13 protein-coding genes are annotated in these 16,582 nt (G+C 35.0%); 5 read left to right on the forward strand and 8 right to left on the reverse strand.

The features are described from left to right. Positions 1-85 precede the first annotated feature (85 nt). The gene (locus ACQY44_RS17525) at positions 86-712 is read left to right on the forward strand and encodes a M949_RS01915 family surface polysaccharide biosynthesis protein (protein ID WP_428231591.1); all 627 of its coding nucleotides are present in this window, start codon (positions 86-88) and stop codon (positions 710-712) included. Between the two features lie 141 nt (positions 713-853). Here the strand turns inward: ACQY44_RS17525 and ACQY44_RS17530 are convergent, their stop codons facing one another. The 4 genes from ACQY44_RS17530 to ACQY44_RS17545 form a co-directional block, all read right to left on the reverse strand. Then, on the reverse strand, positions 854-1,459 hold the full coding sequence (locus ACQY44_RS17530; protein ID WP_428231592.1) for a GNAT family N-acetyltransferase: 606 nt from the start codon (positions 1,457-1,459) through the stop codon (positions 854-856). A gap of 351 nt (positions 1,460-1,810) precedes the next feature. Then, positions 1,811-2,167, reverse strand: coding sequence for a hypothetical protein (locus tag ACQY44_RS17535; protein ID WP_428231593.1), 357 nt, complete (start codon positions 2,165-2,167; stop codon positions 1,811-1,813). Between the two features lie 195 nt (positions 2,168-2,362). Next, positions 2,363-3,541, reverse strand: coding sequence for an AIR synthase related protein (locus ACQY44_RS17540; protein WP_428231594.1), 1,179 nt, complete (start codon positions 3,539-3,541; stop codon positions 2,363-2,365). A gap of 214 nt (positions 3,542-3,755) precedes the next feature. Continuing rightward, complete coding sequence (locus tag ACQY44_RS17545; RefSeq protein WP_428231595.1) at positions 3,756-5,945, reverse strand: glutamine synthetase III; 2,190 nt, start codon at positions 5,943-5,945, stop codon at positions 3,756-3,758. Between the two features lie 426 nt (positions 5,946-6,371). On the opposite strand from ACQY44_RS17545, the gene ACQY44_RS17550 reads away from it, so the two are divergent. Both ACQY44_RS17550 and ACQY44_RS17555 read left to right on the forward strand, forming a co-directional pair. After that, positions 6,372-7,388 carry a glutamine synthetase beta-grasp domain-containing protein gene (locus ACQY44_RS17550; RefSeq protein WP_428231596.1) on the forward strand — a complete coding sequence of 339 codons (1,017 nt, stop codon included), beginning with the start codon at positions 6,372-6,374 and terminating at the stop codon, positions 7,386-7,388. A gap of 567 nt (positions 7,389-7,955) precedes the next feature. Beyond that, a complete protein-coding gene (locus ACQY44_RS17555; protein ID WP_428231597.1) occupies positions 7,956-8,924 on the forward strand; it encodes a TerC family protein in 969 nt (322 codons plus the stop codon). 607 nt (positions 8,925-9,531) lie between these two features. Here the strand turns inward: ACQY44_RS17555 and ACQY44_RS17560 are convergent. The 4 genes from ACQY44_RS17560 to ACQY44_RS17575 all read right to left on the reverse strand — a co-directional run bounded on the left by ACQY44_RS17560 (position 9,532) and on the right by ACQY44_RS17575 (position 14,651). Then, positions 9,532-10,050 (reverse strand): hypothetical protein, encoded by a 519-nt coding sequence (locus tag ACQY44_RS17560; protein WP_428231598.1) that lies wholly within the window; start codon positions 10,048-10,050, stop codon positions 9,532-9,534. A gap of 102 nt (positions 10,051-10,152) precedes the next feature. Next, positions 10,153-11,022: an alpha/beta hydrolase gene (locus ACQY44_RS17565; RefSeq protein ID WP_428231599.1), complete on the reverse strand. Its 870-nt coding sequence runs from the start codon at positions 11,020-11,022 to the stop codon at positions 10,153-10,155. Positions 11,023-11,480: 458 nt separating this feature from the next. After that, positions 11,481-13,517 carry a M13 family metallopeptidase gene (locus ACQY44_RS17570; RefSeq protein WP_428231600.1) on the reverse strand — a complete coding sequence of 679 codons (2,037 nt, stop codon included), beginning with the start codon at positions 13,515-13,517 and terminating at the stop codon, positions 11,481-11,483. Between the two features lie 261 nt (positions 13,518-13,778). Further along, positions 13,779-14,651 carry an AraC family transcriptional regulator gene (locus ACQY44_RS17575; RefSeq protein ID WP_428231601.1) on the reverse strand — a complete coding sequence of 291 codons (873 nt, stop codon included), beginning with the start codon at positions 14,649-14,651 and terminating at the stop codon, positions 13,779-13,781. Positions 14,652-15,098: 447 nt separating this feature from the next. Between ACQY44_RS17575 and ACQY44_RS17580 the strand changes: the two genes are divergently transcribed. Together ACQY44_RS17580 and ACQY44_RS17585 are read left to right on the forward strand one after the other, a co-directional pair. Further along, on the forward strand, positions 15,099-15,515 hold the full coding sequence (locus ACQY44_RS17580) for a T9SS type A sorting domain-containing protein (protein WP_428231602.1): 417 nt from the start codon (positions 15,099-15,101) through the stop codon (positions 15,513-15,515). Between the two features lie 519 nt (positions 15,516-16,034). Next, positions 16,035-16,442, forward strand: a complete 408-nt coding sequence (locus ACQY44_RS17585) for a T9SS type A sorting domain-containing protein (RefSeq protein WP_428231603.1) — start codon at positions 16,035-16,037, stop codon at positions 16,440-16,442. The last annotated feature ends 140 nt before the right edge of the window (positions 16,443-16,582 follow it).

A 16,582-nucleotide genomic window follows, 5' to 3' on the forward strand; every position in this document is an offset into this window, starting at 1 on the left:
TAAAATATGCTTTATAAAAAATATAAATTGTTTCAGACTAAAAAGCTTTTAAATATCTTTGAAGTATCTAAAATGCCATTTATATATGAAAAAATATATTTTATTTCTAGTACTTTCCTATACCACATTCGGTTTTTCGCAAAAAACAGACAGTTACAGGTTAACCAAAGAAGAAATAAAGCAAAGAGAATTAAACGAAGTTTCTGACTTCCCTATTTATAAAGCATTTGAATGCGATGATAAAAGCGGTGTCTATGAATTGCTTTTGTGCGAAAACCAAAAGAACATTACTAAAAACGATACTTTAAACACTAAAATCCAGGCCATTTGCACCATGGCGGATCATGGCGGTTTTCTTGAAAAATGGAGAATCAACGATTTACTTGAACCTACTGATGATCCTAAAGAAACTACGATTTGGTTCTGGACAAAATATTGCAGTACCAAAGATATTGATGGTGATGGCTACATAGATCCTGTAATTGTGTACGGAACAAAAACAGAGTATGGCGGAATAAGACGCGTTAAAATTATTACGGTTTATAAAAACAAAAAGTATGCAATTCGTGCTGTAGAATGCGACCTGGATTATTGCAGAAGTTTCAAAAAAGACCCAAGCTGGAATACTTTACCTCAAAAAATAAAAACCTACATTGATACTTTAGTTGTAAAGCTGAGAAAAGAACAAAATTTGATATTGAAAGATGGATAGTTAAATTTTAAATTCCAAAATGGGAATGGCAAAAATCAATTTCAATCGCAAAATTCAATATTTACTATATATATCTAAACCGAATTAATCCCGACAGCTATCGGGACAGCCCTACGATGTAGATCGAGCCTTGGCTCTTTTTTAAAGTTTTTGCTTTAGGTTTTCTTTTACTTCGTCAAACCATTCGTTTTTAAGAATACTTAAAATGATCGAATCTCGACGTATTTCCTTATTTATTGTTGGCATGTGATTTCTTAAAACACCTTCGACTTTGCAACCGATGCTTTTCATAGCAGCAATACTTCGTTCGTTGTTGTTATCGGCACGAAACTCTACGCGTTCCATTCCGAGTGTTTCAAAAGCAAATTGTAGTAATAAATATTTACAATGTTTGTTGAGCCCGGTTCCTCTAAAAGCTGAACCGTACCAGGTAAACCCTAACTGAAGGGTTTTAAACTCCAGATTCATATCGTAAAAACGTGTTGAACCGGCGTATTTTTGAGATTTTTTATCAAAGACAATAAAAGGAAATTCTTTTTTATCCTCACGGTTTTTTATGGCCGCCTGAATGTATTTGATCAAATTTTCTTTTCCGTCTGCACCTACTAATGAATATTTCCAGGTTTCGGGTTCGTTGATCGATATTTCTAACAGATTATCAACGTCGGATTCTTGTAACGGACGTAATAAAACTAAGTCGTCTTCCAGGATAATGTTGTCTGAAAAATTAAAATTTGATGCCTTCATGTTTTTATTTTTTTGCCACAGATTAAATTGATTATAAAGATTATAAAAAATTTCTAAATAAAAGATCAATTATTGATTCAATGTAGTCCCTACGGGACAAATGGAAGACGCTTAAACTTGTTGCTACCAACATTTAATCTCTCCGAGATATTAGCTCATGAACCTATACTCTGCATTAAATACTCCGTTAGGAGTTAGATGTTAGTAGAAAAAAAATCCCAAATAAAATTGTCCCTTTAGGGACTACACCTTTTGAAGATCTCTGTGAGATTTTGTGCAACTTTGTGTTATCGCTATTTCGCAGAGATTGACGAAAATGCTCGAAGATTCACAAAGCGATTAGAGAAAAAATTATTCACTCATTTCATCATAGCGCTCCGGAACTTGCGGATCGTATAACGGACATTTGAATTCTTCCATCACCTCAACCAATTTGTTCATGGTTTTACCTTCGGTTCCGTAACAGTCTATTTTGATACTTTGTGGTGTTGTAATGACCTGAAAAGCACCTTTTCCTGAAGTATTTTGCCAGCTGTTTTCATCGACTCTTTCCCATTGCGAGAATACCGAAGCGATTCGGTTCATAATTACCTCAACGGGAAGTGTTTCAAGACCTTCGACATTTTCTCTTTCTGTAAGAGCTTCATAAACTTCGTGATGGTTTAGGTAAACCTCTTCTAAATATCTCCAAAAAAGTAATTCGTACATAGCCTGCTGTTTTTTAGCCCCGATAGTAGTGAAAATCCTTTTGTTTTTTTCTTTAAAAAACAAAAGATTGTAACGGATAGCGGGATTAGCTCCTAAAAAAAGCTAATGATTAATAAAACAAGGTTCTGTTGTAAACTCCAGTATATAAAACCTTTGCAACTCAGAACCTTTGTATCTTTGTAACTCAAAAAAGAATTAATATTCGAATGTTCCGTATTCGCTGGTAATAGTCAGTTTCTTAGCATCTGCCGCTTCTACTCTACCTACGATTTGTGCATCAACATGGAACGATTTTGAGATCGCGATGATATCTTGTGCAATGTTTTCAGGAACGTAAATTTCCATACGGTGACCGCAATTGAAAACCTGATACATTTCTTTCCAGTCCGTTTTTGATTGTTCCTGGATGAGTTTGAACAATGGCGGAACCGGAAATAAATTGTCTTTTATAATGTGTAAATTTTGTACGAAATGCAAAATTTTAGTTTGCGCTCCCCCACTACAATGCACCATTCCGTGAATTTCGTTTGGCGTGTACGTATCTAAAATTTTCTTGATAATTGGTGCATACGTTCTGGTTGGAGAAAGTACTAACTGACCTGCGTTTATTGGGCTGTTTTCAACCGCATCTGTTAAGTTTACCTGACCTGAATAAATTAGTTCTTCAGGAACAAGTGCATCATAACTCTCCGGATATTTTTTGGCTAAATATTTCCCAAAAACATCGTGACGGGCAGAGGTTAATCCGTTACTTCCCATTCCGCCATTATAGCTTTTTTCGTAAGTAGCCTGACCAAAAGAAGTCAAACCAACAATTACGTCACCTGCTTTGATATTAGCATTATCTACAACATCGCTGCGTTTCATGCGGGCTGTTACGGTAGAGTCTACAATAATGGTACGAACAACATCACCAACATCAGCAGTTTCGCCTCCGGTTGAATGAATCGTTACACCAAAAGATTTTAATTCGTTGATCAATTCTTCGGTTCCGTTGATGATTGCGGAGATAACCTCAGCCGGAATTAAGTTTTTATTTCTTCCTATGGTAGAAGAAAGCAAGATATTATCTGTTGCGCCAACACATAATAAATCGTCGATATTCATGATTAAAGCATCCTGGGCAATTCCTTTCCAAACTGAAATATCGCCTGTTTCTTTCCAGTACATATACGCCAGTGACGATTTTGTACCTGCTCCGTCAGCGTGCATGATTAAGCAATATTCCTCGTCCTGGGTAAGATAATCCGGAACGATTTTGCAAAATGCTTGAGGAAATAAACCTTTATCGATATTTTTTATGGCGTTGTGTACGTCTTCTTTTGATGCCGAAACACCTCTTTGTGCGTACCTTTTGCTAGAATCTGAACTCATGAAAATTAGTTTGTGTTGATGTGGTGCAAAGATAATCCCTTTTTTTAATTCTTTGGTTTATTGAGATGTCTGATTGTAAAAAAGTTTGCCACGAATTACACAAATTTTCACTAATTCTTTTCTTAAAAAGCAAAAATCATCCTTAACGGATGATTTTTGAGCATTTATACTTATAAATAAATTCCTAAAAATTTGTGTAACCTGTGGCAAAAAACTATTTTGTAAACAATAATTCTCTGTATTTAGTCAATGTCCAGCTTTCGTCATCAACCAGTAATTCTAATTTATCACAGTGATTACGAATATCTTCAAAATAAGGTTTTACTTTGTCACAATAAGCTTCAGCCATTTTTTGTGCATCGGTTAAATGGTTTGCTGTTCTTCTCTCATCTGTCATGGCCAATACTTTAGAATTGATTCCTTCTATATGAGCCGAAATTTCTTTTATCAGAACGATTTGTTCTTTTGCAATCGTTTCAAATTCCTTTCCGAAAATTTCTTTTAATCCTTTTACATTTTCGATTAAGGTGTTTTGGTAACGAATGGCTGTCGGGATAACATGATTTCTTGCAATATCGCCTAAAACTCTTCCTTCGATCTGAATCTTCTTTGTGTATTCTTCTAATTCTATCTCATAACGCGCTTCTGCTTCAACATGGTTCAGGATGCCTAATTCAGAAAATAAATCCAAAGCTTGTTTTGAAACTTTCGCTTTGATCGCTTCCGGAGTGGTTTTAAAATTACTTAACCCTCTCTTAGCCGCTTCTTTTTCCCAGGCTTCGCTATATCCGTCGCCTTCAAAAAGTATTTTTTTAGATTGTTTGATGTATTCTCTTAAAACATTAAAGATCGCATCATCTTTTTTCATGTCTTTGGACTCGATCAAAGCATCTACTTCTATTTTAAAATCTTTTAATTGTTTGGCGACAATTGCGTTTAGCGTTGTCATTGCGTTTGAACAGTTTGCATTTGAACCCACCGCTCTAAACTCGAATTTATTTCCGGTAAAGGCAAAAGGCGATGTTCTGTTTCTGTCTGTATTGTCTAAAAGAACGTCCGGAATTTTCCCAACTACATTAAGTTTTAAATCCGTTTTTTCTTCAGGTGATAATTTACCGGTTGTCACACTTTCCAGCTCTGACAAAACTTTGGTTAATTGCGCTCCGATGAAAACCGAGATAATGGCCGGCGGTGCTTCATTTGCCCCCAACCTGTGATCGTTACTTGCTGTTGCGATAGACGCTCTTAATAAGGTTTCGTAATCGTTAACTGCTTTTATGGTATTGATAAAGAAAGTCAGAAACTGTAAATTGCTCATTGGCGTTTTACTAGGGCTCAGTAAATTAACTCCCGTATCTGTTGCCAGTGACCAGTTGTTGTGTTTTCCGGAACCGTTTACTCCTTTAAAAGGTTTTTCGTGAAATAATACTTTAAAATCATGACGTTCTGCTACTCTTTGCATTACATCCATTAATAAAGAGTTATGGTCTACGGCAAGGTTGGTTTCTTCAAAAATTGGGGCCAGCTCAAATTGGTTAGGCGCTACTTCGTTATGACGCGTTTTTACCGGAATTCCCAGCAACATACATTCTTGTTCTAAATCTCTCATATACGTTAAGGCACGCGTAGGAATAGAACCAAAGTAGTGATCGTCTAATTGTTGCCCTTTTGCAGAGGTATGTCCTAATAATGTTCTTCCGGTCATCATCAGGTCAGGACGGGAATTGGCTAATGCTTTATCAATCAAAAAGTATTCCTGCTCCCACCCTAGAGTAGCGGTTACTTTTTTTACATTTTTATCAAAATACCTGCATACTTCCGTAGCAGCTTCATCCATAGCAGACAGCGCTCTTAACAACGGTATTTTATTGTCTAAAGCTTCTCCTGTGTAGGCAATAAAAACGGTTGGAATACATAAAGTAGTTCCGTAAATAAATGCCGGCGAAGTGGGGTCCCAGGCTGTATATCCTCTGGCTTCGAAGGTATTTCTGATGCCGCCATTCGGGAAACTTGAGGCATCCGGTTCTTGCTGTACCAATTGCGCTCCGCCAAATTTCTCTACCGGATCGCTCCCGTCATAAGAAGTCTCGAAGAAAGCATCATGTTTTTCTGCTGTTGTTCCTGTAAGGGGCTGAAACCAGTGTGTATAATGCGTAACACCTTTTGATAACGCCCATTCTTTCATTCCCATAGCAATATAATCTGCCAGTTTTCTGTCTATTTTAGTTCCATGCTGCACAGCGTCCCTAACTCCCTTTAATGCATCCGAAGTCAGGAATTGCTTCATTGCTTTTTCATTAAACACATTTGCACCAAAGATGTTAGATTTTCTGTCTATTTCTTCAAAATGTACTGGCTTTCTGGTAGAAGCTTCTTTTAAAGCCTGGAAACGTAATGTTGACATGTATATAAGTTTAAAATTTGTAATAATTTTTACTAAAAAAAGAAGAACAAATATAAACAAATAAAAAGCCTGTTTTAAAGATAAATTTCAGATTTTTCTTCGATGATTTTTCAACGTTAAAAGCTTTTTTCAAAGAATAATGAATTTGATTTGAAGAAATATAACAAAATACCTCAGCATTCTTCATTAAATAAACATTTTTTTACAATTTCATAACCTGAAAACCCTCTAAACAACAGTAATTTTTACGAATTTATTTTTTAAAAGCATTAAAAATTGCTTTTTTAAAAATATACCCCTCTGAAAATTGCGCTTATCCAAAAAATAATAGTCAGCTAAACAAAACAGCCCCCTAATTTTTACGGCTAAAAAAATAAATCTATATTTGACCCAACGAAAAAAACAAAAAAATTAATTTATATTATTATGGCTAAAATTAAGTTAGAGTACATTTGGTTAGATGGATATGAACCAACTCAAAATCTTAGAAGTAAAACTAAAGTTGAAGAGCATGAAAATTTCAAAGGAACGATAGAAGAACTTGGAAACTGGTCATTTGATGGTTCATCAACAAAACAAGCCGAGGGTGGTTCTTCAGACTGTCTGTTAGTTCCTGTTGCAATTTACCCGGATCCAACTCGCATTAACGGATACCTTGTAATGTCAGAAGTGATGTATGCTGACGGAAAGCCACACCCATCTAACGGTAGAGCTACAATTGATGATGATAATGATGATTTTTGGTTTGGTTTCGAACAAGAGTATTTCATCATGGATACTAAAACTTTATTGCCATTAGGTTTCCCTGTTGGAGGTTATCCTGCTCCACAAGGTATGTACTACTGCTCTGTAGGTGGAAAAAACACTCACGGAAGAAAATTAGTAGAAGAACATGCTGACTTATGTATCGCTGCCGGTCTTAACTTTGAAGGTATTAACCAGGAGGTTGCCTGCGGACAATGGGAATTTCAATTATTCGCTAAAGGGGCTAAAAAAGCCGGAGACGAAATTTGGGTTGCCAGATACTTATTAGATCGTTTGACTGAAAAATACGGTTACTATATAGAATACCACCCAAAACCACTTGGAGATACAGACTGGAATGGTTCCGGAATGCACGCTAACTTCTCTAACGAAGTACTAAGAACATGCGGTTCTAAAGAAACATACGAAAAAATATGTGAAGCTTTCCGTCCTGTTGTTGAAGAACACATTGCAGTTTACGGAGCTTACAACGACCAACGTTTGACTGGTAAACATGAAACTGCTTCTATCCATGATTTCTCTTATGGAGTATCTGATAGAGGAGCTTCAATCAGAATTCCTTTATATACTGTTCAAAAAGGATGGAAAGGATATCTTGAAGACAGAAGACCAGCTTCAAACGGTGATCCATACAAAATTGCTGCAAGAATTATCAAAACTGTAAAATCAGCGCTATAATTCAAAGCTTAGATTATATCTTAAAAGTGCCATCGTAATTGTTGGCACTTTTTTTTGCCTTATAGTCTGTCATTTCGGTATGTATAATTTTTCTTTTTTTCAGGAGCTAATCCCGCTATCCGTTCCAATCTTTTGTGGCTCCCGATAGCTATCGGGACACACAAAAGGATTTCCACTTCTATCGGGGCTAGGGCTACAGTTTTCATTAGAAATTTTATCTATTAATATTATAACCTCAAACTTGTCATACCGACGGACAAGGGATCTCCGCAAGTAACTCCTCCTGCAAAATCGCCAATCTTTGTAGAGCTGCTTTCATAGATCCATCGTTCGGGATGACAAAAAGCGATAATAAAAAAGATTAAATCCGTGTAAATCCGTGTTTTCCCAAAGCGAATCCGTGTCATCCGCGTGCCATTTACCGCAATCTTCCCATGATACACAAAACCAACATCACTAACTTAGAAATCTTTAAGCTTTATTCAGAATTTAAACACAACTTTTCGATAATTAATTTTTAAGTTAAACATCAAAAACTATCTTTGTAAATCATTTAAAAAAAGTATCATGATAGTCTGGATTTTGTTTTTATTAGCCGTTGTTTTTATCCTTGCTTTAGACCTGGGAGTTTTCAATAAAAACCCTCATATCATTAGTACCAAAGAAGCAAGCAAATGGACCCTGATCTGGGTATCAATGTCCTTCTTGTTTTCAGGAGTAATTTACTGGCTTTATACTACAGACTATATTGCAAATCCTGATAATCTGAAACCAGCTGTTGCTTCTATGAAGTTTATTACAGGTTATCTGATTGAACTATCCCTGAGTGTCGATAATATTTTTGTAATTGCCATTATATTTGCGTCGTTCAAAATACCGCAAAAATACCAACACCGCGTTTTATTCTGGGGAATCCTGGGTGCAGTAATCTTTCGTGGACTGATGATTTTCTTTGGTGTAATGCTGATCAATAAATTTACCTGGACGACTTATTTGTTTGGTGGATTCCTGATTTTTACTGCTATAAAAATGTTGTTCTCCGGAGAAGAAGATGATTTTCAGCCAAAAGATTCTTTTGTCTATAAAACGCTTGGAAAAATTATCCCTATTACATCTGAAATGGACGGTGAAAAGTTTTTCATTACGACAAAAATGGCAAAAAAAGCAGCTACTCCATTATTTGTGGCACTGATTGTTATTGAGGTTATGGATGTTCTTTTTGCTGTAGATAGTGTTCCTGCAATTTTAGCCATTACCAAGGATCCGTTTTTGGTATTTAGTTCTAATATTTTTGCTATTCTGGGATTACGTTCTATGTACTTTTTCCTAGCGAATATGTTGGCCAAATTTAGTTTCTTAGAATATAGTTTAGTGGCTATTTTAGCCTTTGTGGGATTAAAAATGATCCTTCACGATTTTATTCACATACCGGAATGGGCATCCTTAGCGTTTATTGCACTTTCGCTTTTAGTAGGGATTTTGGTTTCTCTAAAATACGGGAAAGATGCTGAAGAAGCTCCAAAATTAGAAGAATAAATATTTTAGATATATTTAATACGAAAGGCTGTCTTTTTTAAGATAGCTTTTTTGTTTTTAGTCTACTATTCTATTGTCGTTACCATACTTAAACGACGTTCTATTCGTAAAGTAATCTTTACAATACATAATGCAAATAAAGAATTGAAAGTCTGCAATTTGTGCCGTTAGGCATTAAATATTGGTAGAAATTAGGTGCGTAATACGTTGGCGTGCCGTAGGTACGCAACAAAACGATAACTATTGTGTACCTACGGCACGCTGGATTCATTCTTATTCGTGTTTTCTACCAATATTTAGTGCCTAAAGGCACATCTCAACTCTTGATTCGCATATATAGATAAGATGGTATTGAGCCCTGTTTTCATTGAAATGAATTAGATAAAACTTAAACTTCTCGATACTATAAACCCGACAGATTTTAAAAACCTGTCGGGTTTGCTGGACTTAGAAAACCGAGATCTTATCTTCCTGATAAAGAAAGGATATCCTTAACTAGCTCACTAATGATTCATAAAGAGCATTTATTAAATAGTATATAAAATACAATTCATAAAAAAAGGAAATCTTCCGATTTCCTTTTTTTTATAATAACTTGAAACTAATATTATAGTTTAATATCATGTATCTGACTATCTTTAATATTCAATTTATTAACTACATCTAAATAGCTAGCTTTATTAACTGATTTTACAAAGTCTGCAGGAACTACAACAATTCTAAAAATCTGGTTAACCCTATAAGCAGCAGGAATAGTAGCTCGATTATTTCCATCTAAGTAAATATTTACATAACTAGGCGTAAAAACATACTTTAAAGAAAAATCTCTAGTTCCATCATTTAGATAATAAGTCTCCGGCAGGGCTTGCCAAACTGGTCGATTACCAGAATCTACACCATCAAAACGGTATACTAAAACAACATCTGAATCGTAAATAGCCTTTGGAAAATTAAATCTAACGCTATAATCTGGACCTACAAAATTATAGTAATTAGGCGCAATATTTTCGTAAACAGTGCCAATTTCACCATCAATTCCATCCAATCCCGGAGGCCCTTCCGGTCCTTCACAACTAGAAAACACGATTAATCCAACAACTGCAAATAAGGTAAGTATCTTTTTCATGGTATTTGTGGTATTTATTGTTTTTAGAATATTTATATATAAAGGTATTCCAAAAACCAAACCAAAAAAAGGATTTTACTAAATTCTTGTTAGAATTTTCTATTATTTTTTTGTAACCTGCTGGTTTTTAAGCAATATTTTATTAAAAAATAACACATGATACGGTAGCGAATTTTCCCAATAGTCCCAAGTATGTGCTCCGGGACGTTCGGTATAATCGTGATTTACTTTATTATAGACTAGTCTTCGGTGTAATTCTCTGTTGGGTTCTATCAAAAAATCATCAACGCCGCAATCAATAATCAAAGGGAGTTCGTTGGCTTTTAGTTTGTCTAACATTCCTATTACAGCATATTTTGCATACATTTCTGAGCTGTCGCTTTTGTCCCCAAAAACGGGTTGCATTAATTTTACCACCTGTGCCGAAGATTCACGATTGAGCATTACTCCCATATCTACTGCGCCACTCATACTTCCGGCAGCACAAAACAATTCAGGATGTTTGGCCGATAAGTACAATGCGCCGTGACCTCCCATAGAAAGTCCTGTAATGACTCTTCCGTTTCTGTTGCTTATCGTTCTATAGGTTTTATCTACTTTCTGAATCACTTCTTGTGTAATAAAGGTTTCAAACTGGCTTCCCTGATTTACCGGACTGTCCAGATAAAAACTAAACGTTTCTCCTTCGGGCATTACAATAATCAAATTGTACTGATCGGCTAAATTCTGAACTAATTTTTTGTTGGGTGTGTTTTTTAGCCAATCGCCAAAATGCCCGTAAGCACCATGCAATAAATACAGCACCGGAAATGCCGATTTGCTTTTTGCATACGAATTTGGTAAAACAACCGCAGCTTTGTAGGTTTTGCTCATCGCTGCACTCGCTACTTGCAAAGTATCTACTTTTGCCGCATAACTCATTGATGAAGCACATAAAAAAACAGCAAATACTAAAATTCTAAAGTTTTTCATATTATTTTTTTTCTGATTAGGGATTGTAAATATACTTTTTTCTACAATATATTATATGAAAAATCCGACTGGTTTTCAGTAGTCGGATTATGTATTTGTGATATTTTTTTGGCCACTGATTTTAGATTTTAATAATTATAAAAAAAGGTTACCACGACCCGATCGACAGCGAACAGGCGAAGTAATTGCACTAATTAGAGCGAATTGTATGGTGGGTTAGTTGCGATGAAAAAGATAGCCACTCCCGATAGCTATCGGGATAAAATGACTTTAATGATTCTAAAAAAAGTGTGTCACAAATTAGCATGAATTGAATTCGTGAAAATTCGTGAAATTAGTGGCGAAAAAAAATCCCATTAATCTCTCTATCCCGATAGCTATCGGGAGTGGCAAAAAATTAGCAACAAAAAAACCATTCGTCGCAACGAATGGTTTTATATAAATGAGAATCTTATTGCTTACCAGATTACTACTCGTAAACTATCCGGTTGGTACATCTTATCTCCTTTTTTGACATTGAATGCTTTATGAAATTCCGGAATATTACTCAACGGTCCATTGACTCTGAATTGTTCCGGCGCATGAACATCCGTCATGATTTGATTGATTTTGGATTCATCTCTTCTGTTAATCATCCAGGAATAAGCATAGGCAAGAAAATAACGCTGATCCGGAGTTAATCCGCTAATTTTATCTTTGTTCTTAAATTGCGCTGTCTTCTGGAATGCTTCATATCCCATAATCACACCACCCAGATCGGCAATATTTTCGCCTTGAGTTGCTTCACCGTTTACATGTTTTCCTAATACGGTAAATTTATTATACTGATTTACTATTAGCTGAGTTTTGGCTTTGAATTTTTTCAGATCTTCTGCCGTCCACCAATTGTTTAGGTTTCCTTTTTCGTCATATTGACTTCCCTGATCATCAAAACCATGCGTAATTTCGTGCCCAAAGAAAGAACCACCAATAATTCCGTATAAAATGGCGTCATCAGGCATGCGCCCTTCATAACCCGGGACGATGATATTACAGGCCGGAATCACAATTTCGTTATTGCTCGGGTTATAATATGCGTTGTAGGTTTGTGGCTGCATTACCCATTCGTTTCTGTCTACCGGTTTACCATATTTATTGATCATGAAATTATAATCCCAAACGTTGGCTTTCATAACATTCCCGCAATATGATTTTCTGTCTATGGCAAGTTGGCTCATATCCTTCCATTTATCCGGATATCCCAATTTCATCACCATTTTACTCAACTTGTATAATGCTTTTTGCTTGGTAGGTTCGCTCATCCAATCTAACTTTTTGATGTGCGAAGCAAATACATCACGAATATTGTTTCCTATTTCCAACAATTTCTCTTTTACCCCTTTTGGCATATAATCCGACACGTAAACCTGACCAATTAATTCTCCTAAAGATTCATCTGTTTGTGCTACTACCCTCTTCCAGCGTGGTTTTTGAGCAGACACACCATTCATAATCGTATAATAGAATTTGAAATTTTCTTTCTCGATGGCAGCAGTCAGATAAGGCGCATAAGCATTGACAAGATTCGATTTCAGATAGGTCTTCCATTCTTCAATCGTGTATTTTTTTATGGTCGTATTTAATGCTTTAAAGAATTCCGGTTGCCCTACAATAACAGAATCGGCTTTTGCCACGCCTAAAACCGGCAATACTTTTTTCCAGTCGATATCCGGCGTGATGGTGCTGAACTGATCAACAGTCAGTTTATTGTAATTTTTTACAGGATCACGAAGCGCTTCTAATTTTCGGGATGATTTTGCCAGTTCGGTTTCTAGTTTCAGGACTATTTCAGCATTTTTTGTTGCTACTGTCTCATCTTCGCCCGTGAATTTCATCATCGTTTTAAGATAGGCTAAATAGGCCGCACGAATTTCGACATTTCGCTTATCCGAATCCAGATAATAATCTCTTTGTTTCATTCCTAAACCACCTTGTCCAAAAAACAACGCATATTTTGTACTGATTTTGTCATCTTGAGAAACATAAAACGTAAATGCCGGATCTGCTCCTACCGTTTGCAAATGTGCAATCGTACTCACCAATCCTGAAAGATCTTTAATTGCGTTGATTTTTTTTATTTCGGTATCTAACGGAGACAAACCCGCTTTTTCGATGGCAATCGTATCCATACCTGAGGCATAAAAATCACCAATCTTTTGTTTGTTGCTTCCTTTTGGTGCTGATTCGTCTTTAGCCGAATTTTCGCAGATACTTTTAATTTGTTCATTAATAGTATCCATTACAATTCGCATTATTCCGTTATTGCTGTCGGTCTTCGGGATTGGATTCTTTTTGAACCATCCATTGTTGGCATAATTAAAAAAATCATCCGCAGGATTTACCGTTGTATCGCGATTGGTAATTAAAGGATCTGAAAATGCTACATCTTTTTTATTGCAGCTAAAAAAAGTTATCCCGATAAGGAGGAATATGGCAGGTTTTCTAAATAAATTCATTCCGTTATAAAATTGGTTAGGATATTAAATCAAAATATGCACAGACTTGTTACAATTTAAGAATAACAAGTCTGTAAATATAAATTTTATAACAATATCAAAAATTTTAAATTTTAAAAAAAAGTTGCCACGAATTGCACGAATTAGCACTAATTTTTTCTCTGTAATGAAAAATAGTAATTCGTGAAATTCGTGGCTAAAAAAAAATCCTGAAGCTTCTTTCGAAGTTCCAGGATTCTCAGCCAGCCAAAAGGTCTTTTTTTAGCTAATAATAATTTTGTGTTCGTGACGGTATTGCGAAGCGCTTTTACCGGTATATTGTTTGAAGGATTTGCTAAAGTGACTGAAATTATTAAAGCCGCTTTCGTAACAAACCTCATTGATACTTATTGGTTTTTCGGCCAATAGTTTTGAGGCATGTACCAAACGATACTCGTTTACAAACTCTGTAAAGGTTTTATTTGAAATCTTTTTGAAATAACGGCAGAAAGAAGGCGTTGTCATACTGACCAGGCTCGAAACTTCGTCGATGGCAATCGATTCCTGAAAATGATCTTTAACATAATTAAAAACAACATTGATACGATCATTGCCCTGCGTTTGCAATTCCAACGAAAAACCATCGGCGTTCAGTACCGTATAATCTTCAGAAGAATCGAGTTCGTCTAAAATACTCAGGAGTGTCAGCAAACGTTCGAACGGAAGCTGATTTTCCATCATCTCGATTTTCTTTCCAATCTTTTTCTTTGTTTCCCCGCCAAAAGCGATTCCGCCTTTTGCCTGACTAAAAAGATTCTGAACCCTTTTCATTTCAGGAGCAACAAAAAAATCACTCCCTAAAAACCCGGGTTTAATATGAATAACGGTTTCGTTTGTGTTTCCCGTCTGTTCATTCGTAAAACCACAATGTGGCAAATTAGCACCTATAAGTATCAAACTACCATTTGTATAATAAGAAACATGGCTTCCTATTTGTCTTTTCCCCGCTCCGCCATTTATATAAACCAACTCAATTTCCGGATGATAATGCCAGAGATGCGCTTTACTATTGGTCTTTTCGGCGTGCTTTGTATAGGTAAAAGAACTTCCGTATGAGTTTGATATCACTTCAAGAGCTGGGGCAATTGTCTTCATGATAAATTCTTTAAAAAATAACAGCAAATTTAACAAAAATAGCTAATATAATTTAAAAATTAACCTATAACGGTTTCGCAAATGCGAATTTTACATCAAAATCATCCAAGAACGAATTTACAAATTATGACAAAATCGATATTTTTTTAATGATCCTTATTTTTAACCGATATTTTTTCTACATATCGTAGTTAATCAGTCTTTTTATAAGTTTTTGTCATTTTTGTAGGAATATGGGTGTTTTACAAAAATGTTAACAATTATAAATAATTGAAAAATAATAGCAGAATTAACAAAAACACCTCATTTAATTCAAATTTTAACCTATAACGGTTTCGTAAATGAGAATACAGCACATAAATTGGAAAATAGAGTTGTGATAAAAAAGGTATTGCTGCAGTAATTTAGCATCAGAAAATTAGAACAATAATTTAAAAACGAAGCATTATGAAAAAGATATTAAAATTAAGTTTAGTGTGTGCAGTACTATTAACAGGAATGAGCACTTATGCAATTGATGGAAATGACAACGGAAATGCAGATTTTAATCTTCACGTATTAAAAGCTAATGGAAAACTAATTACGTTCGCCCTTAATCAGGTACAAAAAGCCAACTTAAGCATTTATGATAAAAATGGCAGTTTGATTTATTCTGAAAATGCTTCTGGTAAAGAAGGAATCTTAAGAACTTTTAGTTTAGAAGAATTTCCTGCAGGAACTTATTACTTAGAAGTTGAAGACAGTGTTAAAAAAGTAAGACACGAAATTACAATTACTGATGATGCATCTGTATTATCATCAAAAGCAGTTTCGTCAGCATATAAAGCAGGTTCTGCTAAAACTACAAGCGTAGCAGTACGCTAAAAAAGTTTATACTTCTCATAAAGTATAAAAATGAGGTTAGATAGTTAGTAAAGTTAAAAACGTGATTGTTTTGAAACAGCTCTTTGTGGTTATTGAGCTGTTTTTTTTGTGCCTTATCTTAATGTTAATCTAACCGCAAGGGACGCAAATTTTTTTTATGTACTATTTAGTAAACGCAAAGTTCGCAAAGCGATATCAATAATCAGCTTTGCGAACTTTGCGTTTATATAAAACCTTGCTTATAAAAAGACCTTTGCGTCCCTTGCGGTTAAAGTTCATTTCAAAACATACTTTTTGTAAGAAATACAGATAAATTTACATTATCTTAATTTAAACAAAACGTTGAAAAATAACAACCATATTAACAAAATCGATAAATATAATTCAAACTTTAACCTATAACGCTTTCGTAAATGAGAATACAGCATCGAAATAGGAAAACAGAGTTGTGTAAAAAAACGCATATCCGAAGTAATTTAGCATCAGAGAATTAGAACTATTAATCTAAAAACAAATGTCATGAAAAAGATTTTAAAATTAAGTTTAGTATGTGCGGTGCTTTTTTCAGGAATGAGTACTTATGCAATTGACGGGAATGAAGATTTTAATCTTCATGTATTAAAAGCGAATGGAAAGCTAATAACATTTGCCCTTAATAAAGTGCAAAAAGCAAACCTGGCTATTTATGATAAAGACGGTAGTTTAATTTATTCTGAAAGTGCTTCCGGCAAAGAAGGAATTTTGAGAACTTTTAGTTTAGAAGAATTTCCGGCAGGAACTTACTTCTTAGAAATTGAAGATAATGTAAAAAAAGTGAGACACGAAATTACAATTACCGATGATGCGACTTTATTATCCAGAAAAGCAGTTTCATCAGTTTACAAAGCAGGATTTTCTGCTCAAAATACAAGCGTAGCAACACGCTAAAAAGTTATACTGCATACAGTATAAAATGAGGTTAGATAGTTAGTAAAGTTTAAAACGAGAAAATCGTTTTTTTAAACAGTTCATTGTGGTTAGTGAGCTGTTTTTTTATGCCTTATTTTTTGCTGAAATTTATTTGGATT

The sequence above is a fragment of the Flavobacterium sp. genome (assembly GCF_965277525.1).
Lineage (GTDB): Bacteria > Bacteroidota > Bacteroidia > Flavobacteriales > Flavobacteriaceae > Flavobacterium.

Bases quoted from the DNA above. Each gene is read 5' to 3' on its own strand.
- ACQY44_RS17585 (WP_428231603.1), top strand. From the start codon at position 16,035: ATGAAAAAGATTTTAAAATTAAGTTTAGTATGTGCGGTGCTTTTTTCA.
- ACQY44_RS17580 (WP_428231602.1), top strand. From the start codon at position 15,099: ATGAAAAAGATATTAAAATTAAGTTTAGTGTGTGCAGTACTATTAACA.
- ACQY44_RS17560 (WP_428231598.1), bottom strand. From the start codon at position 10,050: ATGAAAAAGATACTTACCTTATTTGCAGTTGTTGGATTAATCGTGTTT.
- ACQY44_RS17530 (WP_428231592.1), bottom strand. From the start codon at position 1,459: ATGAAGGCATCAAATTTTAATTTTTCAGACAACATTATCCTGGAAGAC.
- ACQY44_RS17545 (WP_428231595.1), bottom strand. From the start codon at position 5,945: ATGTCAACATTACGTTTCCAGGCTTTAAAAGAAGCTTCTACCAGAAAG.
- ACQY44_RS17570 (WP_428231600.1), bottom strand. From the start codon at position 13,517: ATGAATTTATTTAGAAAACCTGCCATATTCCTCCTTATCGGGATAACT.
- ACQY44_RS17550 (WP_428231596.1), top strand. From the start codon at position 6,372: ATGGCTAAAATTAAGTTAGAGTACATTTGGTTAGATGGATATGAACCA.
- ACQY44_RS17565 (WP_428231599.1), bottom strand. From the start codon at position 11,022: ATGAAAAACTTTAGAATTTTAGTATTTGCTGTTTTTTTATGTGCTTCA.
- ACQY44_RS17540 (WP_428231594.1), bottom strand. From the start codon at position 3,541: ATGAGTTCAGATTCTAGCAAAAGGTACGCACAAAGAGGTGTTTCGGCA.
- ACQY44_RS17575 (WP_428231601.1), bottom strand. From the start codon at position 14,651: ATGAAGACAATTGCCCCAGCTCTTGAAGTGATATCAAACTCATACGGA.
- ACQY44_RS17525 (WP_428231591.1), top strand. From the start codon at position 86: ATGAAAAAATATATTTTATTTCTAGTACTTTCCTATACCACATTCGGT.
- ACQY44_RS17535 (WP_428231593.1), bottom strand. From the start codon at position 2,167: ATGTACGAATTACTTTTTTGGAGATATTTAGAAGAGGTTTACCTAAAC.
- ACQY44_RS17555 (WP_428231597.1), top strand. From the start codon at position 7,956: ATGATAGTCTGGATTTTGTTTTTATTAGCCGTTGTTTTTATCCTTGCT.